Origin of the sequence: Nitrosarchaeum sp., from assembly GCF_025699065.1 — an archaeon.
GTDB lineage: Archaea > Thermoproteota > Nitrososphaeria > Nitrososphaerales > Nitrosopumilaceae > Nitrosarchaeum.
Genome location: NZ_JAILWF010000003.1, coordinates 73070 through 96251, shown reverse-complemented (window position 1 = coordinate 96251; position 23182 = coordinate 73070). Strand labels below are relative to the sequence as shown.

Sequence of the window (23182 nt, the reverse complement as noted above, 5' to 3'; positions counted from 1 at the left end):
TTATTCAGATAACCCGTATTCTTTTAAAATAATATCAATTTGATCTTCAGATTCCAATTTAGAATATTCGTTTAGGAGATTTTGATTTAAATCATAAAACGTATGTCCCCACTTGAATTTATCAAGTATTGCAAGTGCATCATCTTTAAAACCCAAAATAAATAATGATGCAGCTAATGCCTCAGCAGTAGTAAGTTTGTTAAGCTTTGCATAATTAACTGGATTGCCAGCTAGTAACGGTGGAAGTTTTCTAGTAATTCCACTAAATTTTTTTGAAAATGCTTGGTCAGCTAGAGTCCATGAACAGTCAATTCCAACTATTGAATTTATCAGAGATTTGTCTTTTGGTATAAGAGTTTTTTCAGAAAAAGGATCCAAAACCAGTCCTTTATTTCCAATTTTTTTAATGCTTTTTGCAATTCCAAATTTTACCATTTTTGCAGCTGTACATTTTTTTGGATCATCCTGATAAAACATCAAAACTTGGAGATTCATCTAATAAAATAGAAAATGAATGGTATTTTGAACTTACTCTACCATTTTGTAGTTAATCTTGTAGTAAAATCTCGATATTTGATCTTCTTTGATTATATCCACATTCCAGTTTGCATTAGGCAAAAATCCATCTGATGATACAGGAAGAATATCAAATTTCTCAAGATATACGTCTGGCCCACTGTATCTGACGTTTAGTTCAATTCCATCTACAGATACCACATCGTAGATTTGTCCAGGTTTTCTAGTAGAATTCTGTACAAGACAATCTACATCTTGACCTATAATGCAAATTCCAGATTCAGAAGTAATTCTCAGATTCACATTAGATTGATCAACTTTTGAAGAAAGTAATGAACCAGATAACACGCGTGGAAATGCCTGTTTATCATCAACAGTTTTTTCGTTTGTAATAATAGATATTTTATCCTCTGATATTCGATTTACCTTATCGATTAAGATTGATGGAACTTTTACAGGCTCAACAACAACTGGTTTCTCTATAACATTAAACATTATAGATTTTGTCTGAAATCCAGCATCTACTGTAATTTCATATGAACCAATACTTGAGGGCATGTTAGGAATTATTATTTCATGTGAAAATGAACCGGATGAGCTTGGTCGAATTGTAGTAACTTTACCTACATGTTTACCACAATAAAATGTACCACATGTTATCTCACCTTCTTTTTTCTGAATTACACTAACATCAAATTTTTCAAGATAAATTAGCTTGTTTGGTTTACCAGAGACAGTTACAGTATCACCTGGATAGTAATCAGACTTGTCAGTAGCAAGTAAAAGCGATAATTTGTCAGATGAACCAATAGAAAAATCATTAGCTATAGTAAATACAGATTCGGATTGCTTTCCTGAATACAGTGCTTTGATTTTATATTCACCTTCTTTGAAAACAGTTACTGGTAATTCAAATGAGCTTTGGAAATTTCCTCCTTGATCAGGATAAACAGATGCCTCACTGATTTGTTTGAAAGGAGTCTTGTTATCAAGTACGCGTATTGTTACTCTATCTGGAACTACTAATCCTTCAGACCCTTGATCGCGCTTAATGATATTTCCAATTACCTTTAATTTCTCTCCTGCTTTGTAGAGAGATTTTTCAGTGGTAACATATAATGGAACCAGTGTCAAAGAGTCATTTGCAGGATCAGATGAAACTTTGAAGAAAACATCAGTACCAGCAGATGCTATAGATACTCGAATTTTATAAATTCCATAATTTGATTTAGTAACAGAACGATCATCAGTTTTTATAGTAAGCGGTTTTTCTGTGATAGGAGTCATCCAAGACCAAGAAAATCTCTGATTATCCACTGTTGCGCCTGAATTTACTATACTTCCATCAGGTTTTGTGAGTGAAATGGTTACAGAACTGGCCCCTGTTGGAGGAAGAATTCCAGATAAAACAACTGGTTCGCCTAATCCGTATACCTGTTTATTTAGAGAGATTAGTGCACCACTAGATAATTTCAGAGGATCCAAAATTCCAACTGAAGCGGATGTTGTTAGACCACGATATTCTGCTTTAATCTTATAATTTCCTTCAGCAAATGCATTTTTCAAAACTTTTGTTTGAACTGAGAATTTTCCAGAAGGGTCAGGAGTTGCAGTAAATTCATAGGCAACAACCAATCCATTATTCAATCTAGTTTTAGCATTTGGTGCCTGTGCAACAATTTCTAAAGGGCGTCCATCCTCATGAGATATTGAAATTACTACTGAAGCTGTTTGATAAGTAGAGCTAAGCACAGGATTTTTAACATAACCACTAATTGTCATGGTATCACCTAAATTATAGATCAGCTTGTCTGTGGAAATTGAGATAGGATTACTACTTACAATAAAGTCATCAGGATTTGCTACAGCGTGAATAGTTTTTGATGCAGATCCAAGACTTTGCGATACAGAGATTTTATAATCTCCTAATCGAACGTTGCTATCTGGAATTTTAAAAGAATATGAAAAAGTTCCGTCACCAGATATTTTTATGGTATCTAATATTTTAAAACCAGAATTACCACCACCAAGAGCAGCAGTAGCAAGTGCTGTATTTTTTGTTTGTAATATTTCTAGGTTCATAAATTGAACCCATACATTGTTGAGTCTACCAGTAATTGTAACAGTTTCTCCTAAAGCATATGCATCTTTGTCGGTCCATATCGAAATTGCTTTTTCCTCTTTGGTGTCTTTGACTACTTCAAAAAATGTAAGTGCAGATTTGTCAAAATATTCGGCAGTGATCTGATAGGTGCCAAATGCCGGATTCACAGGAGTGATATACACGTTTGTTGAGAATTTTCCATTAGTAGGATACAAACTTCCTGTTGAAATTATTTTTCCATTGGGATCCTTGATGTTAAATTTCAAGCCTTCAAATGGAATTGCCTCAGTAGTAATTCCTGTCAAAGATAAAGTATCGCCCGGAAGATATTGTGATTTATCAGTAACAATACTAAGAGTATTATTTTTTACAACAACGTCTGGAATTACTTCATCCCCTACCGTAAAGCTTGTTTGTGAAGTTGCTCCACCATATGTAACTGAAACCAAGTAAACTCCTTTGTTTATACCAAGAACTTGTTGAAGATTCAACGAAGTCTTATAATTCAAATTAAGATCAGGGTAAAGTGAAATTGTTTTATCATATTTAGGTCCAGTAATCTTTACGGATATTTCATCAGCATGAAAATATGGCGCAGTGATGAATACTTGTTTTGAGATTTTTCCGGTAATAGATGCAGTTTCACCAAACAGATATGATTCCTTATTAGTAGATACAGTTACAGTGACGTCTGTTTTGGTTTCAGTAGTAGTTACCTTTCCATTAGATGAACCAGCTGTAGGAATTGCAAATTTCCAGTCGTTAGAATTATCAAAGTCATATCCATCATAGATTCGTTGCCAAGAAGTCAAATCATTTTTAGGATCAGACAGTAATGGAGTTTTATCTATAACAACTCCATTCTTGTCTCTTAATTCTACTAATTCATTAGAATCAGCAAACCACAAACTTTGATATGAAAATGTCAGATATTTACCGGGTTCAATAAAAGTACCAGATGAAATAGTCATTGTTTTTTTCAATGCAGTGGTTGAAGCAATTTGCCAACCACTGATATCTACTTTAGAACTTGTCGGATTGTAAATCTCAACCCATTCTAAAACAGATTTAGAATCATCCCCGGGTGGATTAATATCAATTTCATTAATTACAACATGATTAGTACTAGATTGAGCACTTGCTGTAACTGCTAAACCACCAAGTAGCAAAATGGAAAATAAAACTAGAATATTTTTCATGATGTCCAATATAGGGTGCCTAATAGCCTCATTTTAGAATTGAATTGAGCAAAAGTTGAGCTAGTTGTGAAAGTCATATATCTTAATATCATTACAAAATATAGGATTTTTATCGTTTTAAGTAATACGTAGAAGTTATTCCCTAACAGAGTCACAATTTGGGCATTTTTTATTAAATATTGAAGAACCACACTCAGCACAAATGCCTTCGCCTACATCTTTCTTGATTGCTTTTTTCCTGTTAGCCACATAGAATTTGATTCCAAAATACATGATAATGACAATGAAAGCTGCATAAAATGGAGCCATAAAAGGAATCAAACCCAGCATGAAAAAGAAAAGGCCCACTATCAGAATTATGTCACGTTTTTCAAAATTCAATAAAATTAAAACAAGTCATAATTGATAAAAACATGCCGGAGCTCAGAGCGATTAATTTTACTTCATATCAATTCATTACTCTAACTCTTCCTCATTGCTCGGCGATAAATTTAGAATGTTAATTGATAATAAGATAATGATTAGTGGTGGGATCGGCGTGATTTGAACACACGACCTCTGCGTCCCAAACGCAGAATCATACCAAGCTAGACCACGATCCCAGTGAATCCCCAAAGTCGCCCAATTTAAGCTTGACAGATAATCATTTTAAAGGCAGTCAAAAGAACAGAAAATCATTGCAATCCGAAGATTATATCAGAGCTGGAAAAATCGCATCAGAAGTAAGAGAGATGGCAAGAGAGAGAAACTGGGTTGGAAAAACAGTTTATGAAATTTGTGAAGAGATAGAAAATCAAATTAAAAAACGAGGAGCAAAATGTGCATTTCCTGTAAATACAAGCATTAATGAAATTGCTGCTCATTACACAGCAGAACCAAATGATCCAATAACGATTTCAGAATCAGATTTATTAAAAATTGACCTTGGTGCTCAAATTAATGGATACATTGCAGATACTGCAGTTACGGTATGTCAGGATCCGCAATACACAGGATTGATTCAAGCTGCAGAAGAAGCATTAAGCAATGCAATGTCAATGATAAAAGTTGGAGTCAAGGCAAGCGATATAGGACGAATTATAGAAAAAACAATAAAACAAACAGGATTCAAACCAATTGCAAATCTTAGCGGTCATTCTTTAGGACAATACACTATTCACGCAGGCAGATCCATTCCAAACATTTGGTCAGTTGGTGGATTTACACTTGCGGGCGATACAGCTTATGCATGTGAACCGTTTGTCACTACAGAAGATGGAGGCGGTTTTGTAAGAAATGGAAAAACAAAAAACATTTTTGCATTAAACTCTAGAAAGAAAACAAAAAACGATGAAGCAGATAAACTGCTTGATTATATATGGGAGAAATTTAACATGTTGCCTTTTGCCCTTAGATGGATTACAAAAGAATGGGAGGAAAAGAAAGCTCGAGAATTATTAGAATTACTTGTCAACAAAAAGGCAGTACAAGCATACCCAGTTTTAATTGAGATAAATGAGAAAAGAGTAGCTCAAGCAGAACACACTTTTATTCCAAACGATAACGGAGTTACAATAACTACTATTTCTCAATAGTTTCGCCGAAGATTTTTTCAATTACGGTAATCCCATCACATGAATCACATTTTGAAGATTCAGTAAAAAGAAAATCACCTTCATGATATTTTCTTTTTCTTTCCAAGTTACATTTTTGGCATTTTTCTACAGTATATTCAAGAATAATTTTTTCTTTTGAGAATATCATTGTGGGATCCCCATAGTATTTCCAACTCCAATTAACAAAACAGTTTGGCCAGGCTTTGTGTTATCGTGAATCATCTCAGATATTTGAGAGCGAACATCGTCAGCTTTGTCAGCAATGTCTTTAGTCATTAAAGTGATTGCTTCTTTGACTGATTGTTTTATGACAATTGCAAAGATAGGTATGTTATTTTTTGTTGCAATGTCTTCAATTTGAAATCTTTCAGTTCCAATACCACCAATTGCGGCACCAAATCCTTGTGCAATTGTTGCAGAATCTTCGCCCTCCATTTTTAATGCAGCATCAACCATGATGATAATATCGGGTTTATTTTTAGAGAGTATTACATCCATTGCATCTCCAGGTCTTCCCACTGTTGAACCAGGACCTTCAGCTTTTAGTAGTAATAATTTTCGTTGATCATATTGAGTTTCACCTAATATAGTTTGAAAAGCAACCGATTCTTTTTTAGACTCTAACATCATTTTACCTACAACCATAGGGCCTATGCCATCACCTATGGGTTGACCCATTTTAAAAGCAGGAATTGCTTTGTGCATTGCTTCTGCTTCTTCTAGTATGAAAGGCAAAATCATCTGAAGTGGCAAAATTAACGGATAGTTGTTTTGTTTTTTGGCAGTTAAGAACATATGATTAATTACTTTGTGAATCATTTGTAGAGTAGTGGCAATTTCAAGCAGTGTTTGAATTTTAGTTAATTCCAACTCGCTTGTTTGTGGAGATATAGATTTAACATGTTCACGAGTATAATCCTCTCTTGCTCTAACAATATGTCGTACTTTACCAACTATTCCATTAGGATCCATATCGACTGGCATTATTGTAAAATAATCCAAAAAGCGGTCAATCTTTTTAGTAGGATCTTCTGTGGGATTCATATTTTTTTTAATATAATTAATTAATTCAGTTCGTGATTTTGTTTTATAATCTTCAAGTTTTTTTATTCCTTTTTTTATTTCGCCAGAAGTTACCGCCAATTGAATTCTTTGACCATATAATACAAAGATGAAAATAGGAATAATCCAGATCAACATCATTATTGGATTAGTATCCCCACCTGATCCAAAGAGTTGATCGAAATCAATGTCTGTAAAATCCAATAGACACAGAAATTCGAGATTCTAAATTAAATGATTCGTATGTTCAAGAAGGGAAATCTCAATAATTCATAGAAATTATAAAAATAGTCTACTTGAAGGTAAAAAAATGGCGAGTGCTTTTATTATAGTTAGGATAGAAACAACCTGAATATGCCACAAACAAAGCCAATTGTAAGCGTGGAAAATGTTGTAGCATCGGCTTCAGTTGATCAGAAAATGGACTTGAATGAAATTACACGTACATTCCCAGATGTCGAATATCATCCAGATCAATTCCCTGGGCTAGTCTTTAGACTAAAGAGTCCGAAAACTGCAACTTTGATTTTCACATCAGGAAAGATGGTGTGTACAGGTTCAAAATCAGAAGAAATGGCAAGAAAGGCAGTAAAAACAGTAGTTCAGAAACTTCGAAAAGGAGGGATAAAAGTAAAAAAAGATGCCACTGTAGAAATTCAAAATATTGTAGCATCGATTAACTTAGGTGGCAAAATCCATCTAGAACAAGCTGCAAGAACATTGCCAAGAAGTATGTATGAGCCAGAACAGTTTCCAGGATTAATTCATAGAATGTTAGACCCAAAAACAGTAATTTTGTTATTTTCTTCTGGAAAACTTGTCTGTACAGGCGCTAAAAAAGAACCTGATGTATATAGATCAGTTAACAACTTACATGCATTACTAGAAGAAAAAAATCTAATGATCTACGATTAAACGTAGATTGAATTTATTTTCTTATTTATTTTATGGGACTTCCTAAAGGTACGTCCTCATTAACGGTTAACCAAAATGGTTTATCATCAACATCAGCGGCCAAAAGCATTGCATTTGATTCAACTCCGGCCATAGTTTTAGGTTCCAAGTTTGCAATAACAATCACTACTTTGCCAATAATATCTTCAGGTTTGTAATATTGTGCTCCCCCAATTATCACATTTCTTGTTTCATTTCCAAGATCAATTATTCCTTTGATAATTCTAGTTTTGCCAGGAATTGGTTCGGTTGAAATGATTTTTGCTACACGAATATCTAATTTTGCAAAATCATCATAAGATACATGAGACATAAGAATTACTAAATCATCTCATTAAAATCGATTTCGAAATTTCACGACAGTGTTTTTTTATCAATACCGCTTGTTTCAATTTCATATTTCAGCGCAGCTGGTAATTCAACATATTTTTTATTCACTAGAACAATTATTTGATCATCAGGTACATTTACCATTTTTAGTAACTTACCACGTTGATGAGCATAGGCGTTTTTCCAAAATCCCGCTCCGTCAAAGGTTCCAATTTTTGGCATATATCGTGATGGTTTCATGTTTAGTGTAATTGACTGTGACGGAAGTTTGGCAATTGCCGTTAGAACTGGAGTTACTGTTCTGGATTTTAGGCATGTTGCCCATCACAGTCGGTTTCTTATGTTATTGGAATCTAATATATTTAATGCGAAATGATGAAAGGCGTGGCAGAAATTCAGGTATCACTAGAAATTAATTCCCAAATTGACAATGTTTGGCATATTGTCTCAGATATAGATAATGAACCGAAATTCTGGAAAGGGACCAAAGAGATTAGGAACATATCAAAAAACGACAATGTCGTAAACAGAGAAATAACTATAGCATTTAGAGATCAAAAATGCATGCAGGAGGTAAAATTATACCCAAAAGAAAAGATCGAGACACTCTTTACAAAAGGAGTCATAGTAGGGAGTAAGATAATTACATTAACTGCCAAAGATAAAAAAACGATTCTGAATGTAAAATGGGATATCAAACTGTCTGGAATGATGGGAATGTTTACAGGAATGATAAAAAAACACATTCAAAGTGGAACTGAGCAAGCATTGCAGAAGATCAAAGAAGAGATAGAGCGATAATTCATGGAATTAATTTTAGATGTTTTAAATTATTCATTAATTGCGATTTTAATTGGAATTTCAGCAGCATGGACATTTCTAATAAAAACTATGATGGATTCTGCTAGATTTACACCAAAGATTGAAGACTTTGAAAAAAAGGAGCATAACAATCCAAAAGTGTCAATAATTCTTCCTGCAAGAAATGAAGAAGAATTCATTGGAAGATGTCTAAACTCACTAATTGAACAGAACTATTCAAATTATGAAATAATTGTGATAGATGATTCGTCAGATGATTCAACTAGTAAAATTATTTTTGAATATGCAAAGAAAAACTCAAAAATAATTCCAGTAAGTGCACAGACAAAACCAGAGGGATGGATGGGGAAAAATTGGGCATGTATGGAAGGATATAAAAAAGCAACGGGAGATATTTTATTATTTTCTGATGCAGACACAAAACATTCCCAAAACGTTATCTCTCTTGCAGTATCACATTTACTCTCTTTTGATTTGGATGCATTATCAGCAATTCCAAAAATGCGTGCAATTGATTTTTGGACAAAAATCACATTACCAATGATTTCAGTCTTTCTTCACACTAGGTTTTCAGCGCTAAAAGTAAATGACCCTGCAAAGAAGACAGCATATTTTTTTGGCAGTTTTTTCATAATTAAAAGAAAAACATACGAATTAGTTGGAATGCATGAGGGTGTTAAGCATGAAATTATTGAAGATGGGGCCCTTGGGAAAAAAGTAAAAGAATCAGGACATAAAATGAAAATCGTTAGGGGAGATCATCTAATTGATGCAGTTTGGGCTAGAGATAGAAGTACACTTTGGAATGCATTGAAAAGATTAATGGTTCCGCTTTACTTACAGAGTAAAAAAATTGCAATTGGATGTTTTTTTGCAGTATTGTTTTTATTATTTATGCCATTTCCAATTTTAGCATATTCAGTTTTTGGAGCATTCAAAACAACATCGTTTTCATTATTATTTGCTACCTCAATTATTTCCACAATAATGATTTACATAGGAGCAATAATTGAAGTCAAAAAATTATTGCAATTAAAATTAATTGATGCGTTGTTTGCCCCAATAGGTAGCCTAGTAGTAGTATTAGGATTTTTGAGTGGGTTGCTTCAAGCTAAAAATAGTGCAGTATCATGGAGAGGACGAAAATACTATATGAAAGATCATGTTCAAAACTCAATCAGTGTATAGCAATGCTTTTAGATAGAAAATTGGGTACCGATTTTGCATGGATAAATCAGGAGTAATTGTCGGAGCTATAGGTGGGGCAGCAATTGTTGCAATAATTTTTGCAGTAATTTTAGCAGTGCCACCAACTGCAGTAAAATCAAATGTCATTTCAGATAACAAATCAATTCCAAGTGCAGCAGGAACAACAATTACAGATTACTCAAAAAAGCTTTCATTGATTGAAATATTTGAAAAATCAGAACCAGGAGTAGTTAGAATTAACGTTCAGAGAGCAGAGCAGTCAAATGGAACTAGTGGGGTAGGTTCTGGTTTTGTTTTTGATAAACAAGGACACATAATTACAAATGCTCATGTTGTTAAGAATGTAAAAAAAGTAGTAGTTACATTTTTGGATGGAAGATCATATAATGCAGAAATTGTGGGTTCTGATCAATATACAGATATAGGAGTGATCAAGGTTAATGCAGATTTATCGTTATTACAGCCATTGCCACTAGGAGATTCAGCAAATCTCAAGGTTGGAGAACCAATAGCAGCAATAGGAAATCCATTTGGATTATCAGGGTCTATGACTTCAGGAATTATTAGTCAATTGGGCAGACTCTTACCTTCTGGTGCAGGATACTCTATTCCAGATGTGATTCAGACAGATGCAGCAATTAATCCTGGAAATTCAGGAGGACCGCTATTGAATATGAGAGGAGAGATTGTCGGAATAAACACTGCAATACAATCAACTACAGGGGAATTTACAGGAGTAGGATTTGCAGTACCATCACAAACTTTAGCTAAAATTGTTCCAAAGATAATTGTAGATGGAAAATACACACACCCATGGATTGGAATAGCAGGTAGAGATATTGATCCTGATCTAGCTAAAGTTTTGAATCTAAATGATGCGGTAGGTTTTCTAGTAATTACAGTTGTAGATGATAGCCCAGCTGCAAAAGCAGGGATTCATGGTTCAAATGAGACTATAGAAGTCGATGGGATAAAGTATCAAATCGGAGGAGATATTATTTTATCAGTTGATGGAAATCAAGTAAGAAAAATAGATGATATTTTAATTCATTTACAGAGAGCAAAATCTGTAGGAGATGAAATGGTTTTAGAGGTTCTAAGAGACGGTAGAACAACTAATATCACAATTACTCTAGATGAACGACCAAATGGAAATTAACGCAATACAAGCATAAATACCTCTAGACAAAAACACCAACTATTGAATGAGCTTGTATTAAACTCTGAGAGTTTAAACAGTGTTTTAGAAGATAAAATAATTTCCAGAGACAATATAATAGAAATATATCAAAATTCAAAAATAGATTCTAAAGAATTATTTTCAATAGCACAAAAACTAAGACATAAATTTAAAAAAGATTCAGTGACATTTTCAAAAAAAGCATTTTTTAATATTGTAAATTTATGCAAAGATACATGTTCATACTGTACTTACAAGGCAGAACCTAATGAAAATAAAATATCATTGATGTCAAAACAAGAAATAAAACAGTTATTGAGTCTTGCAAAAAAATATCGATGTGTAGAAGCATTATTTGTGACAGGTGAAAGACCAGAACAGAGATATCAAGAAGCTAGGGATTGGCTAAAAGAAAACGGATTCAACTCGACTGCAGAATATTTGATTCATGCATCAGAATTAGCAATAGAGGAAGGATTATTCCCACACACCAACGCTGGAAATTTGAATTATGATGAGCTAAAAGAATTACAAAAAACCAATGTGTCAATGGGCATAATGCTTGAAAACGTTAGTGAAAGACTGATAAAAAAAGACATGCCTCATTATCTAGCTGCAAGTAAAAGGCCAAAAGCAAGACTCGAAGTATTAGAAAACACAGGCAAATTAAAGATTCCAATGACTACAGGAATTCTTGTAGGTATTGGAGAAACACCAATTGAAGTAATAGACTCGATCATTGCAATAAAAAAACTACATGAGAAATATGGAAATATTCAAGAGGTAATTATTCAAAACTTTCAGCCAAAGCAAGACACTAAGATGAAGAATTTTCCCCCAGCAAATGAAAATTATTTCAAAATAATTGTTGCACTAACAAGAGTAATTATGCCAAAAATGAACATACAGATTCCACCAAATTTGTCTCCAAATTCATATCAGAGTTTTCTATCTTTAGGAATTAATGATTGGGGTGGAATTTCACCACTTACACCAGATTATGTAAATCCAGAATTTTCATGGCCAGAGATTAAAAAAGTCGAACAAGATTCAAAGAATGCAGGATTTGAATTAAAATGCAGATTTCCAATTTATCCAGAATTTTTTTCATTTATTGGCAAAGAGTTAAGAGGTAAGATGAAAAATATTGAAGATGAAGAAGGGATGGTAAGGAAGGATTATTGGAAATGAATACAAACATAGATGCACTACTTAAAAAATCAGATTCTTCTATTTCTGAAATTTTGAACAAGGCATTATCTGACAAAGAGATATCAGCAGAAGAAGGACTAAGGCTGTATAATACATCAGGTATTGATTTTCATTTAGTAGGATTAGTAGCAGATGAAATTAGAAGTAGAAGAGTAGGAGATACTGTCACATATGTTGTAAATAGGAACATCAATTTCACTAACGTATGCATTAAGCAATGTGGTTTTTGTGCATTTAGTAGAGACTTTAGAGAAGAAGAAGGGTATTTTCTTCCAACCGAAGAAATAGTCAGACGTGCAAAAGAAGCACAGCAATTAGGAGCTACCGAAGTATGTATCCAAGCTGGCCTTCCCCCAGATATGGACGGAGAACTATATGAGAATATTTGTAAAGAGATTAAAAAAGAGATTCCAGATATTCACATACATGGATTTTCACCTGAAGAGGTACTTTATGGAGCATCAAGATCAAAGACTACGATTAGAGAATATCTAAAGAGGCTCAAGGAGGCAGGAGTAAATACACTACCTGGAACTGCAGCTGAGATTTTAGATCAGAAACTAAGAGATAAAATTTCTCCAGGAAGAATCAGTGTGAAAGACTGGATAGAAGTAATCAAAACTGCACATAATCTTGGAATCAACACTACGTCAACTATGATGTTTGGACATGTTGAGACTCTAGAAGACAGAGTAAACCACATTGTAAAAATTAGAGAAATTCAAAAAGAAACAAAAGGATTCACAGAATTCGTTCCACTTAATTTCATTCACAGTGAAGCTCCAATGTACAAACATCAACTACATGAAGAGATAAGGGAGGGAGGAAGTGGAAAAGATGTATTACTCACACATGCCATTGCACGAATTTTACTGAATAATCAAATTGACAATATTCAAATGTCTTGGGTAAAAGAAGGACAGAAAATGTCTCAGTTATTGTTAATGTGGGGAGCAAATGACTTTGGCGGAACGCTAATCAATGAGAGCATTTCAACTTCAGCTGGTTCCAATCACGGACAATTGATCAGACCAAAAGAAATTAGAAGACTTGTCAAAGAGATTGGAAGAATACCTGCCGAAAGAAGTACGAATTATAAAATATTGAAAAGATTTGATGGGAATGATGAATCAGATGGTGAGCTTGATAAAATTTCAGACTCGTCTAAATTTGGATCATATGCAGAATTAATTAAAATTAACAAATTTAGATATAAAAATCCAAGAAGCAACAAACCATAGTTGTTTCAATAAAATTCCAGTCATATTGAAGTTGTTTGGTTTTTGACATTTTAGGAGCATTATTAGAACAATAGGCATGAAAATGGTGTAAAAAAACCATCTAGATAGAGCAACAAAGCTTGAGATGAACATTAATAAGGTAATGTACCGTACCATACGGTATGATGCGAGCAAGACTAACATACATACCTGTAGAAGTAGCAGACCAATTCGAAGATTTTATTATAAAAAGAGACGTCCAGATACTAGATGCAGTAAAAGCAAGAACAAGAGATTACAGCACGTTATCTCTTCTAAAATTATTATATCAACTTAGAGGAAATCCAATGACGTTTTCAGATCTATATTCAAAATCTAAGATAAGAATGAAAAAATCATTTCTGAATTATCTGCATCTTTGTATAGATTACAACTTTGTGCAAAAAGAAGCAGTGGGAGCAAACATGATCTATTCCATAACAGACAAAGGAAGAACCATGTTGAATCTGTTTATTCATAAAAGTAATTAGACATATGTAATATGTACCTTTTTATTTAGACACATATTAGCAGTTACATGCTACGGGAGAAGTGGATAATCCATGCAAAGGAGCAATCAAAGAAGAGTATAGAGTATCAGAAATTCTTTGCAGGAATGAAGACAGACTCCACTCGTTCCACATATGCATACAACATGAAAAGATTCATGGATTTTTTAGTAGAAAGAAAAGAAATTGAAAATAATGAAGAATACAAAATAGTAGTAGGTTTTGATCAAGAAAAAATTACAGATTTACTGCAAGCATATGTAATGAATCTAAATGAAACAATAAAGACATCAGGTATTAGCACAATGCTTGCATCACCAGAATTGTTTTTTGACATGAATAGAAAATTCTGGCACAGAAAACTAGTAAGAAGAACAATCAAAAAAGAAGAACAAGAATTAGCAGGAAACAAACCAGTAACTGATGATGAAGTAAAAAGAATGATAGACTCTGCAAAACACACAAGGGACAAAGCAATAATTCACTTTATGGCAAGTACGGGTGCAAGACCTGCAGGAATTTCAGACCCGATTCTAAGAATGAAGCATCTAAAGAATATGCCACATGGATGTATGGCAATTAAAATCTATGACGAGTCAAAGGAGGGATACTGGTCATTTTTAACGCCAGAGGCAACAAGAGCATTAAACAATTATTTTTCTTGGAGAAAAGAGATGCGAAAAGAAGAATTCAGTGATGAAACTCCAATATTTGCAAATTTTTACAAAAATAAAACTAATGATCATATGGATGAGATGGGATTGCGTAAAGTGGTAGAAAAAGCAATCAGAAACGCAGGAATTGAACGAACAAAAAAAGGCGCAACATATGACAAAGCAACAATGCGTATGTTTAGAAAAAGATTCAACGGGAAACTCAAAATGAACAATGAAGTAAACTCTAACATCGCAGAAAAACTAATGGCACATAGAAGAGGATTAGATGGAGCATATCTGCAACCAACATTAGAAGAATGTTTTGAGCAATTTTCAAAGGCAATTTTGGATTTGACAATAGATGACACTGAAAAAATAAGAGTAGAGAAACTAAAGATAGAAAAGGAAAAATCAGAATTAGAACAAGCTAAACTGGATAAAGAGCAAGTAGAGAGTGAAATGGACTGGATGAAGACAGAAATAATCAAAATGCAGGCACGAATTGAGAAAATAAACAGGTTAAAGAAAAAGCCTAATCAGGTTTCCCAGTCATAATTTTTAGAGCCATATTGAGAATCGCGTAACTTTTTTGCCATCATGCTATTATGAAATGCAGAGTTTGTAGATTTTGTTTTCTTTTTTCGATTACGCTTAATTGGGAATGGAAATTTTTGTTGATATTTAGTTGGAATTTTTTGCCCATAACTGCCATAATAGTTAACATGAATTTCTCTCATTACTTTGTAAATCAATTGTGCATCAGAGAAGTCACTATGTTGTGAATAAAACCACTTTTGTTCTTCTGTTGGATAATACAACCCTACCCATTTTGATAATAATTTTGAATTCTGCAAATCAAACCAAGTATTTTGTATAAGAACATCTAGCTCTTTTAGTAATTTTAAATCACCTGTTTTCAAATTTGTATCTCCTTTTGAACGTATCCACCACTCTGATCTTTGAATGATTTCCATAATCTTTAGTGCAGTAGCACTTGCAATAATATCAAAGTTTAATCTAAAGTCATCATCAAACCGTATTCTATTTTGTTTAATCATTTTTTTAATTGGATCAAGAAAGAATTCCTTGACAAATGCAAAAGATGTCTTATTCATTATATCATAAAGAAATGCAAAATAAAGACTATTACGAGAAGCATTTTTAATAAATGCACATGTTTCATCATAAGTATACACATAACCTAATGACACTAAATGTGTCAATAAGGTTGGGAAATAAACGCCAATATTTGATTTTGACGAATCTATTAACTTTACATAATTTGTTTTTAAAAGATTAGCATACATCCCAACAGTTTTTTTTCCAATTTTCTTTTTTTCACGACCACTAAGATGATTTAGATAATAATGTCCACGTCTTGTCAGCAATGACTTCCCCATTTCTTTTATCTGACCTTTTGAATAGTGCGATTCTATAGCAAAACGTGCAAGTTCACTTGTAGTAGATGCACCACGTAATTCCAGTGCAGACAAGAGATCCATCACATGTTTTCTCTTTTTTCCTACAAATATCGGAATTGTGCCATAAGGAAATATGTTATCCCATAAAATTGGTTCTTCTACGTATAAATCATCAGTCTTGAGTACTATTTGAACCATTCAATAGTATACAACGAACTAACATTAATTACCTTTGTAAATGAACCAGCGAGAGTCACAATCAAGAAAGGTAACAACAGACACATCAGAAATAATAGTTTACGAGTGTGATTGTAATAATAGAAAACAAATCAGAGTAGTATATGATGGTGGATTTAATGAGAAATTCACAGTAGAGTATTGTCAAGATTGCTATGAACTAGAGAGTAAAAAATTTGAGATTTCAATGGAGGTTATTTCTTGAAAAAGATGGCAGTGAGCAGTGTAGATGTAGAGCAATCTTTAGTAAAATCTCAAGATATAAGAAAAAAGAAAAACATAGATGGTAAAAAATTAAAGAGTGAAATTTTAGATCAGGGGTATAAACTACTATCTGCAATACGTTATGGTGGGACATCACCTAAAGTACTAACAATAGACATGGGCATTTCCAAGCAAAACCTGACCTATTGGCTCAAGAAATTAATAGCAGAGGGAGTTCTCAGACAACCTTCCAAAGGGAATTATTTCCTAACTGAATCTGGTAAAAGAATTCACGACCAGTACGAGCGGTACAAAAACAAACAGTTGATTCGCATTGAAAACATGAAAGTTACATTTCTAGTTGAAGAAGGCGGTAGTCTACTAGAGGAACAACTAATATCTCAAAAACAAAAATTAAGAAACAATGTAAAGATTTACCATGCAATTCTGAATTTCCGTTCCACTCGTTTGATAGTAGGAAAATCTGATTACAAATTTGAAGTAACAATAACAGACACGCTTGGTATTGATCTTAATGAAGCATATCACAGAGCAATGATTGAAGCATATGGGGTTGTTATGTACCTACAACGCCATTTCAAAGTAAAACTTTCTGACGGATACTGTACTGGAAAACCCGAAATTGCAATTCCATCTCCGATTGCATCTTCACTTCTTAGCACCACAGGTGCAAGTCAGATTAGATTTGATAACGCAATAATGAATCGCTCAAAGGGACGTGATGCTGACTGGGAAGTCCATACCATTCAGGGGGCACAAAGAATTGTGGACATGCCAAATACATTAGACAGAATTGAAGCGTATCTTGTTGATCTTAAAGAATCATCTACACCAAATTTAGGAACAATCTACAAAGATTTGGCAGGCAATTTAGCATCGATTTACACGGGAGAGAGGACAAATAATGGTCTATAGAAATTATCACTGTGAAAAAAACAATTCATGCGATGATGATTCCTGCACTACACTTTCTGCATACGTAAGGATTGAAGGTAAGTGGACAAAAATCGGATACTATGGTTCTCTGTGTAAACAATTTTCCCATCTTGACTTACAACAAGAGGAGAAAGACAGACAACTAAAACTTCGATTATTGCAGTTCAAGTCAGATATTCAGCAGATTAAAAATAGGAATTACAGTCCTGATTCCTAAGCATTTTGAGACAAAATTTTCTCAACCAAACAAACTGCTACACCTTGAAATCAAGAAAAATGCATAATACTGAGAATCACATAATTAATTCATGGTAGTTTTACGTTCCGATGTTAAGGCATGTGTAGATTGTGGATGTATATTTTCTAGGACAAATAATAGAAACAACGCAAGTTGTCCTGTTTGCAAGTCTGTGAAGGGCGATGCCATAGAAGGTATCCATTTCTAGAAATGAAAAGACAGTGTCCTAATTGTGAAAGTATCAATCATGCAAAGATTCTTTGGGGATTGCCAGCAGATATGAGAGAAATTGAAGAGAGATTAGATAGAAAAGAGATTGTTTTGGGCGGATGTATTGTGACTAGAAATGAAAAATGGGAATGTAATGATTGCCATCATAGATGGAGATAAAAATAGTTTTGAAATATTATAAATCTTGAGAGAGAAAATTAATGCCAGACGATGATGATTTACCAAAAGATCTTTCCCATATAACACCTGCATATCGTAGGGCATTATGGTTAGTTGTTTTACTCAATGTAGGATATGGCATTGCAGATATGGTTGGGGGATTTTTAGCAGATTCTCAAGCACTCAAAGCTGATGCACTTGATTTTCTAGGTGATGGTTCAATCACATTCTTAGGATTGCTTGCAATAGGTTGGGGGTTGAAATTGCGTGCTCGCTCAGCTCTTCTACAAGGAATTTTTCTTGGTGTAATGGGAATAGCAGTACTTGGTTATACAATATATCGCACACAAATTCTGCATGTTCCTGAAGCTGGATTGATGGGGATCTTTGGCTTTGGTGCACTTTTGATTAATGTAATTGCAGTTATCATATTACTTCCACATAGGAAAGGTGATGCTAATGTACGTGCAGTATGGCTCTTTAGTCGTAACGATGCGTTAGGTAATATTTTGGTGATAGTTGGTGCAGGTTTTGTATTTTTGACAGGAACATCATACCCCGATCTCATAGTAGCTGGCATAATTGCAAGTCTCTTTCTTCATTCATCATTCTCAATAATTAAAGACGCGAGAAATGACATGAAAGAATCTGTGAAGTGAGAATCAACAATGAATATCGTCAAATTTCATATATTTGAGAGTGCATCAGGTTTTTTATGACAAGTCAGTACGTAATCATTGGGATTATTGTTGGTGTGTTAGTAGTAGGAATTGGAATTGGTTATGGTATTTCTCAAAATACCTCGACTTTCAACTATATGCACATGACCCCACAGCAAATGCAACAAATGATGAATGATCCTGCAATGATGAATCGATGGCATCAAACCATGATGAATGATCCAAATGCTATGAATCAATGGATGAGTACTATGATGAATGACCCACAATCTATGACCCAGATGCACAACATGATGATGGGAAATAATCAGCACATGAGTACCATGATGCAACCAATGATGAATAACATGATGAATGATCCTGCAATGAGAGATCAGATGATGGGCATGATGATGCAGAATCAAGGAATGGTGAACCACATGATGAGTAATCAACAAATGATGAACATGATGGGAATGAATAATTCAACGATGATGGGAAATATGATGGGCAATAATATGATGCCATGATCTTATTTTTTAATAGAGTTTTGAATTAAAGTAATTCTATTTGTTATTTCCATGTATCTTTTTGTTATGTTAGTTGTTTTTTCTTTCCTGAAAATCTTTTCTACATCTGTTTGATCTAGGCGTTATGCGTAAAACACAATTACAGCAAGGACATCTTATTTCTGGATAAAGTATGAAAATAGAACACTTTGAGCAGTGTTTCTGACCTATTTCATATCTAATTTTTCCCTTGAAGTCTTTGGCTTTGAATTGCTCACAGATTCCTTTGCACATATTCATTTTTAGATTATTCCACCACACATAACAAAAAATTCTAAACTTTAATAATCAATAGATTGTTTGGTAGTTCTACTAGTTTTCTAAAACATCTATTGTAAATGTTGTTTGTTTATACATTATATTGAAAATTTTTAACATATTTTGTTGATATCATTAGTATTGAAATTATTATCATAAACATAATTGAAATTCCTAGTGGAAATTCTGGTGTAACATTAATTGGAATTTCAACATATTCATCAGTTCCAGCAATATTTTCAATTCTTATGGTAAGATCTCCTGTTTCTTTTTCCACAAATACAAAGTTTTCAAATGTGCCACCTGCATTTGCGATACCAGATTTGCGATATATTTCAGAACCATCTTTGAGTAACACAAAATCATACGTTGCACCTCTTACTGGCAGTTTGGAGTCTTTTTCATAAAAGGTCATAACAAATTCTGATTCTCCAAGACCTAATGTGTTTGGAAACCATGTAAGATCAACTAAATATTGTCCATCCAAAGTATTTGATTTACTTTCCAATGTAATTGGAAATTTTGTAATTTCTTGAGGCTTCACAACTAACAAAAAATTAACATCTGAAAGAGAATTTCCCCCAATGTCTGATATATCTAATTTAACGGTTCCAATGTGTTCAGGAAGAAATTTGAATTGAAATTTATCTAAAGTTTCAGAATTTACAGAACCAAAAATACGTTCGTGATAGATAGAAGTGCCGTTTGATGACATGTCTACCTCATATTCTATGTTCTTGGTAGATTTGTCTGTAAACAGTTCTTTTGTTTCTAAAAAGAAGGTTATATCCTCCCCAGCTCTGATTATTTCTGGCTTCCAAGATAGATACGCCTGATATCTAATGTCAGGAGTGGTTGCTACCAAAGGTAAAACAACATCATTGCTTAAACCCAATTCAAAATACATGTCTGAATCTGATTTTTGTTTTGCTTGTTCTTTGATTTGTTTTAGATCTTCTTGATTCATCACAACGTGAACTGTTCTACCGTCTGATGAATAATCATCTATAGTTACAGCATCATCTTTTATCACAATATTATTTATTTTAACATCATATTTTGTATGGAGAAATTCCGAAAACCCCTCTGGAATTCTAACTTCTTGATGTACTACACTTATCTGTTCAAGATCTTGATTCCAATCAAAAGGCATTGAAAATGAAATTTTGTTTGAATTAAACTCAAAGTTTTCAATTTTATCAAAATATGAAATTATATTTACTATATGAGATGCTTGTTCAGAATCAACTACTGTATACGTATTGTGTTCAGCAAGACTGATTGCCCCTATCAATTCTAGTCTCTTGTCAAGAAAATTAAAATCCGAATCAGCAGTTAAGATTTCTATTTTGTATTCATATAACCCACCTGAATTAAAAACTGAACCTGTCATTGTTACTGGCTCTGTTGCAGTTCTCATCCATGATTCAAGAGCAGGTGATAAATCTCCCTTGATTTTTATTTCATCTGAACCATCATTAATTACTTTAATGGTTAGATTGCCCAAGTCATCATGAAACATTCTTCTGAAAATTCTTTCGCCATCTTTTTTTAATTCAAACATAAGGGTAACGTGTTCTACTACTCCTTGACTTTTTGATTCATTTAGATTAATTGTGATGTATCTTTCCAAATCATTGAGATCAAATGTAGATGGGGAAATGTTAATTGACAAAGTCACATCACGTCCATCAAGTGTTACTGGAGGATGAGTCTCGCCTCCTAATCCATGTCCAGAAACATTTTGAGATGGTATACTAGATATTACAACCAATATCATAATCAACCCAAAATAGGCATGTTTCATTACTAATTTGGACATACAATCATCCCAGTATTTTAAAAGAATCAAGTATTGAGCGATATTCTGATTTTATTTCTGTCTTCATCTCTGATGGAGACAGACCAGTGTATTGAAGCATGTATAGTCGATTATTTTCTAAATACAAAAGCTGTTCGCCATATTCATCTATATTTTCAGAGTGAGCATGTGCTCCAAAAATAGCCCAATCATTAGATTGAGATACTTGCCTGATTTGAATATCCACATCGGCGATATTTTTCATAGTTTCAATTTGTGTATCGACATAATTTGCCAGTTCAAAAGATGATTTTTGTGAAACATCAAAAACAGCAATCATGAAATGCTTTTCGTTATTTTGCTCCAAATAGATCCCATCAAGGAAACCTTTAGTTTTTAGAATCTCCATACTTTCATCATTCATGCTATCAGACATTGGTATTACTTTCCAAGCATCATTTGGTTTTAAAATTTGAAATCCCAATTCATAGTCTTGATAAATATCATTTGAGATCGAATAGCTTTGAACCTTATTAGAAAATGAAATTTTACCAAATCCAGATTCTATAAATGCGGTATCTAAAGGAGTACTCTCATGTGTCTGAAAATATATCAAATCATGAATTACTAAACTCATTACACTAATGACGATTGTAATGATGATACTCCATCGTACAATTTTTAGTTCTTGTGTACTATCCATGTTAAATCGGTGTGGAACTAGATGTGTTCTGGGATGAATTCTTTTTTGATTTTTTCATCCAAAATAATGCGATAATAAAAAGCACACCTGGAACTAAAATGATTATCGGATACAATCCATAATAAAGTTCCAAACGCTGTGCAGGTTTGATTTGCATTTGCTCATGATCCATTTTTTCTTGGTTCTCATAAACAATAGTAGAAAATTCAGTAGTTCTTGCAGCTTTTGATGTGGTGACATCAATGGTTTTATCACTAATCGTGCCTGCGGTACCTTCTATTCCCTCAAATCGTATTATAATTGAGCCAGTATTATCAAATACAAAATTTCGATAGTCCCCGCCAATCTGTGTAAGTCCAGTATCGCGATAGATCTCTTTGCCATTTTGAATTAAAACAAAGTCATACTGCATTTTGGCAAGATTTGCATTTGTTGCACGACTATAAAATTGATAGATGAATTGTACTTTTTCATGTGTTTTGATAACATTTGGTTCCCACGTAAGATCTACCTCAATAATATTGTCAGGGGTGAATTTGATAACTGGAAATGACTCTATCTTATTTCCAAATGCATCATGAGGATAATCTAATACAGATTCTTTAATTGTTATAACGCCATCCATCCACGGATGAATTGTACAATAATAAGAAAAAGTACCTGACTCTTCAAATTTGTATGACCAAGATTCACCTGGCATGAATCTATCACTGTCAAACAAACCATCAGAAATTCCAAAATCATTGTTCATCCAACCAAATCTTCCAGAACCTTGTCCGCTTGTAACAGTATGACCTTCCTTATCGTTATTTATCCAAGTAATTGTATCTCCAACTGTAGCAGATACAACTGGGGGATCATACCACACCTCAGCAGGCGTATTTAATTCGGGACTATATGCTCCAAATGGAATGTTAATTGTGATCTCTTCAGCGTAAGAATCAGAAATGGAATTTGCATCAAAAATAATAAACACAAAAACACTCAATATCACAAATCCAAAAAATCTCAAACGTGTAATAGATGTCAATATGATAAAACTCTAAGATGACTTTAATAATGATACAGTTTGTTTGGCAGTTCTACTAGTATGTTATATTTTATAAAAAACAACATTTGGAACGTCATTTCATGTTGA

General features: G+C 33.5%; 26 protein-coding genes and 1 tRNA gene. 15 read left to right on the top strand and 12 right to left on the bottom strand.

Annotated elements, in window-relative coordinates; genetic code table 11:
- From K5782_RS04345 to K5782_RS04330, 4 genes are all read right to left on the bottom strand, one after another.
- Positions 1-495: a DUF367 family protein gene (locus K5782_RS04345; protein WP_297464272.1), complete on the bottom strand. Its 495-nt coding sequence runs from the start codon at positions 493-495 to the stop codon at positions 1-3.
- A 33-nt stretch (positions 496-528) separates the two neighbouring features.
- Positions 529-3819: a lamin tail domain-containing protein gene (locus tag K5782_RS04340; protein WP_297464269.1), complete on the bottom strand. Its 3291-nt coding sequence runs from the start codon at positions 3817-3819 to the stop codon at positions 529-531.
- A 135-nt stretch (positions 3820-3954) separates the two neighbouring features.
- Entirely contained in the window at positions 3955-4200 is a 246-nt protein-coding gene (locus K5782_RS04335) for a hypothetical protein (protein ID WP_297464267.1), read from the bottom strand.
- Between the two features lie 144 nt (positions 4201-4344).
- Positions 4345-4421: transfer RNA gene (locus K5782_RS04330), tRNA-Pro, on the bottom strand.
- A gap of 75 nt (positions 4422-4496) precedes the next feature.
- Here K5782_RS04330 and map point away from each other — a divergent pair.
- Positions 4497-5393, top strand: coding sequence for a type II methionyl aminopeptidase (gene map, locus K5782_RS04325; RefSeq protein WP_297464265.1), 897 nt, complete (start codon positions 4497-4499; stop codon positions 5391-5393).
- Here map and K5782_RS04320 read toward each other — a convergent pair.
- Positions 5380-5562: a hypothetical protein gene (locus K5782_RS04320; RefSeq protein WP_297464263.1), complete on the bottom strand. Its 183-nt coding sequence runs from the start codon at positions 5560-5562 to the stop codon at positions 5380-5382. The genes map and K5782_RS04320 overlap by 14 nt on opposite strands.
- Positions 5559-6680, bottom strand: coding sequence for a DUF1512 domain-containing protein (locus K5782_RS04315; RefSeq protein WP_297464261.1), 1122 nt, complete (start codon positions 6678-6680; stop codon positions 5559-5561). Before K5782_RS04315 ends, K5782_RS04320 begins: the two co-directional genes overlap by 4 nt.
- Positions 6681-6830: 150 nt before the next feature.
- Here K5782_RS04315 and K5782_RS04310 point away from each other — a divergent pair, with 150 nt between their 5' ends.
- On the top strand, positions 6831-7391 hold the full coding sequence (locus K5782_RS04310; RefSeq protein ID WP_007401319.1) for a TATA-box-binding protein: 561 nt from the start codon (positions 6831-6833) through the stop codon (positions 7389-7391).
- A 25-nt stretch (positions 7392-7416) separates the two neighbouring features.
- Here K5782_RS04310 and K5782_RS04305 read toward each other — a convergent pair whose 3' ends face one another.
- Positions 7417-7743, bottom strand: a complete 327-nt coding sequence (locus K5782_RS04305) for a tRNA-binding protein (protein WP_297464255.1) — start codon at positions 7741-7743, stop codon at positions 7417-7419.
- A 41-nt stretch (positions 7744-7784) separates the two neighbouring features.
- Entirely contained in the window at positions 7785-8000 is a 216-nt protein-coding gene (locus tag K5782_RS04300) for a hypothetical protein (protein ID WP_297464253.1), read from the bottom strand.
- 144 nt (positions 8001-8144) lie between these two features.
- Between K5782_RS04300 and K5782_RS04295 the strand changes: the two genes are divergently transcribed.
- The 7 genes from K5782_RS04295 (at position 8145) to K5782_RS04265 (ending at position 15162) form a co-directional block, all read left to right on the top strand.
- The gene (locus K5782_RS04295; protein ID WP_366069369.1) at positions 8145-8561 is read left to right on the top strand and encodes an SRPBCC family protein; all 417 of its coding nucleotides are present in this window, start codon (positions 8145-8147) and stop codon (positions 8559-8561) included.
- Between the two features lie 3 nt (positions 8562-8564).
- A complete protein-coding gene (locus K5782_RS04290; protein ID WP_297464249.1) occupies positions 8565-9770 on the top strand; it encodes a glycosyltransferase family 2 protein in 1206 nt (401 codons plus the stop codon).
- A 37-nt stretch (positions 9771-9807) separates the two neighbouring features.
- The gene (locus tag K5782_RS04285) at positions 9808-10950 is read left to right on the top strand and encodes a trypsin-like peptidase domain-containing protein (RefSeq protein ID WP_297464247.1); all 1143 of its coding nucleotides are present in this window, start codon (positions 9808-9810) and stop codon (positions 10948-10950) included.
- 42 nt (positions 10951-10992) lie between these two features.
- A complete protein-coding gene (gene cofG, locus K5782_RS04280; protein WP_297464245.1) occupies positions 10993-12162 on the top strand; it encodes a 7,8-didemethyl-8-hydroxy-5-deazariboflavin synthase subunit CofG in 1170 nt (389 codons plus the stop codon).
- Entirely contained in the window at positions 12159-13424 is a 1266-nt protein-coding gene (cofH, locus tag K5782_RS04275) for a 5-amino-6-(D-ribitylamino)uracil--L-tyrosine 4-hydroxyphenyl transferase CofH (protein WP_297464243.1), read from the top strand. The genes cofG and cofH overlap by 4 nt, the downstream gene beginning before the upstream one ends.
- A gap of 161 nt (positions 13425-13585) precedes the next feature.
- A complete protein-coding gene (locus tag K5782_RS04270) occupies positions 13586-13933 on the top strand; it encodes a hypothetical protein (protein ID WP_179366016.1) in 348 nt (115 codons plus the stop codon).
- Positions 13934-13980: 47 nt separating this feature from the next.
- A complete protein-coding gene (locus tag K5782_RS04265; protein ID WP_297464240.1) occupies positions 13981-15162 on the top strand; it encodes a tyrosine-type recombinase/integrase in 1182 nt (393 codons plus the stop codon).
- Here the strand turns inward: K5782_RS04265 and K5782_RS04260 are convergent.
- Entirely contained in the window at positions 15144-16226 is a 1083-nt protein-coding gene (locus K5782_RS04260; RefSeq protein WP_297464238.1) for a hypothetical protein, read from the bottom strand. The two genes, K5782_RS04265 and K5782_RS04260, sit on opposite strands and share 19 nt — an antisense overlap.
- 40 nt (positions 16227-16266) lie before the next feature.
- Here K5782_RS04260 and K5782_RS04255 point away from each other — a divergent pair, with 40 nt between their 5' ends.
- The 6 genes from K5782_RS04255 to K5782_RS04230 all read left to right on the top strand — a co-directional run bounded on the left by K5782_RS04255 (position 16267) and on the right by K5782_RS04230 (position 19243).
- Entirely contained in the window at positions 16267-16470 is a 204-nt protein-coding gene (locus K5782_RS04255; RefSeq protein ID WP_297464236.1) for a hypothetical protein, read from the top strand.
- Entirely contained in the window at positions 16467-17405 is a 939-nt protein-coding gene (locus K5782_RS04250; protein WP_297464234.1) for a hypothetical protein, read from the top strand. Before K5782_RS04255 ends, K5782_RS04250 begins: the two co-directional genes overlap by 4 nt.
- The gene (locus K5782_RS04245; protein WP_297464232.1) at positions 17395-17643 is read left to right on the top strand and encodes a hypothetical protein; all 249 of its coding nucleotides are present in this window, start codon (positions 17395-17397) and stop codon (positions 17641-17643) included. The genes K5782_RS04250 and K5782_RS04245 overlap by 11 nt, the downstream gene beginning before the upstream one ends.
- Before the next feature lie 231 nt (positions 17644-17874).
- Positions 17875-18054, top strand: coding sequence for a hypothetical protein (locus K5782_RS04240; protein WP_297464230.1), 180 nt, complete (start codon positions 17875-17877; stop codon positions 18052-18054).
- 41 nt (positions 18055-18095) lie between these two features.
- A complete protein-coding gene (locus K5782_RS04235) occupies positions 18096-18713 on the top strand; it encodes a cation transporter (RefSeq protein WP_297464228.1) in 618 nt (205 codons plus the stop codon).
- 56 nt (positions 18714-18769) lie between these two features.
- Complete coding sequence (locus K5782_RS04230; protein WP_297464226.1) at positions 18770-19243, top strand: hypothetical protein; 474 nt, start codon at positions 18770-18772, stop codon at positions 19241-19243.
- Between the two features lie 388 nt (positions 19244-19631).
- On the opposite strand, the gene K5782_RS04225 is transcribed toward K5782_RS04230, so the two are convergent.
- From K5782_RS04225 to K5782_RS04215, 3 genes are read right to left on the bottom strand one after another with little or no spacing between them, the layout of a single operon-like run.
- Entirely contained in the window at positions 19632-21362 is a 1731-nt protein-coding gene (locus tag K5782_RS04225; RefSeq protein WP_297464224.1) for a peptidase, read from the bottom strand.
- Positions 21363-21366: 4 nt separating this feature from the next.
- Positions 21367-22044 (bottom strand): hypothetical protein, encoded by a 678-nt coding sequence (locus K5782_RS04220; protein WP_297464222.1) that lies wholly within the window; start codon positions 22042-22044, stop codon positions 21367-21369.
- A gap of 1 nt (position 22045) precedes the next feature.
- The gene (locus K5782_RS04215) at positions 22046-23032 is read right to left on the bottom strand and encodes a plastocyanin/azurin family copper-binding protein (RefSeq protein WP_297464624.1); all 987 of its coding nucleotides are present in this window, start codon (positions 23030-23032) and stop codon (positions 22046-22048) included.
- Between the last annotated feature and the right edge of the window lie 150 nt (positions 23033-23182).

Bases quoted from the DNA above. Each gene is read 5' to 3' on its own strand.
- K5782_RS04285 (WP_297464247.1), top strand. From the start codon at position 9,808: ATGGATAAATCAGGAGTAATTGTCGGAGCTATAGGTGGGGCAGCAATT.
- K5782_RS04300 (WP_297464253.1), bottom strand. From the start codon at position 8,000: ATGAAACCATCACGATATATGCCAAAAATTGGAACCTTTGACGGAGCG.
- K5782_RS04265 (WP_297464240.1), top strand. From the start codon at position 13,981: ATGCTACGGGAGAAGTGGATAATCCATGCAAAGGAGCAATCAAAGAAG.
- K5782_RS04320 (WP_297464263.1), bottom strand. From the start codon at position 5,562: ATGATATTCTCAAAAGAAAAAATTATTCTTGAATATACTGTAGAAAAA.
- K5782_RS04220 (WP_297464222.1), bottom strand. From the start codon at position 22,044: ATGGATAGTACACAAGAACTAAAAATTGTACGATGGAGTATCATCATT.
- K5782_RS04270 (WP_179366016.1), top strand. From the start codon at position 13,586: ATGATGCGAGCAAGACTAACATACATACCTGTAGAAGTAGCAGACCAA.
- K5782_RS04290 (WP_297464249.1), top strand. From the start codon at position 8,565: ATGGAATTAATTTTAGATGTTTTAAATTATTCATTAATTGCGATTTTA.
- K5782_RS04230 (WP_297464226.1), top strand. From the start codon at position 18,770: ATGACAAGTCAGTACGTAATCATTGGGATTATTGTTGGTGTGTTAGTA.
- K5782_RS04310 (WP_007401319.1), top strand. From the start codon at position 6,831: ATGCCACAAACAAAGCCAATTGTAAGCGTGGAAAATGTTGTAGCATCG.
- K5782_RS04260 (WP_297464238.1), bottom strand. From the start codon at position 16,226: ATGGTTCAAATAGTACTCAAGACTGATGATTTATACGTAGAAGAACCA.
- K5782_RS04255 (WP_297464236.1), top strand. From the start codon at position 16,267: ATGAACCAGCGAGAGTCACAATCAAGAAAGGTAACAACAGACACATCA.
- K5782_RS04225 (WP_297464224.1), bottom strand. From the start codon at position 21,362: ATGTCCAAATTAGTAATGAAACATGCCTATTTTGGGTTGATTATGATA.
- cofH (WP_297464243.1), top strand. From the start codon at position 12,159: ATGAATACAAACATAGATGCACTACTTAAAAAATCAGATTCTTCTATT.
- K5782_RS04340 (WP_297464269.1), bottom strand. From the start codon at position 3,819: ATGAAAAATATTCTAGTTTTATTTTCCATTTTGCTACTTGGTGGTTTA.
- K5782_RS04305 (WP_297464255.1), bottom strand. From the start codon at position 7,743: ATGTCTCATGTATCTTATGATGATTTTGCAAAATTAGATATTCGTGTA.
- K5782_RS04345 (WP_297464272.1), bottom strand. From the start codon at position 495: ATGAATCTCCAAGTTTTGATGTTTTATCAGGATGATCCAAAAAAATGT.
- K5782_RS04240 (WP_297464230.1), top strand. From the start codon at position 17,875: ATGAAAAGACAGTGTCCTAATTGTGAAAGTATCAATCATGCAAAGATT.
- K5782_RS04245 (WP_297464232.1), top strand. From the start codon at position 17,395: ATGGTCTATAGAAATTATCACTGTGAAAAAAACAATTCATGCGATGAT.
- K5782_RS04235 (WP_297464228.1), top strand. From the start codon at position 18,096: ATGCCAGACGATGATGATTTACCAAAAGATCTTTCCCATATAACACCT.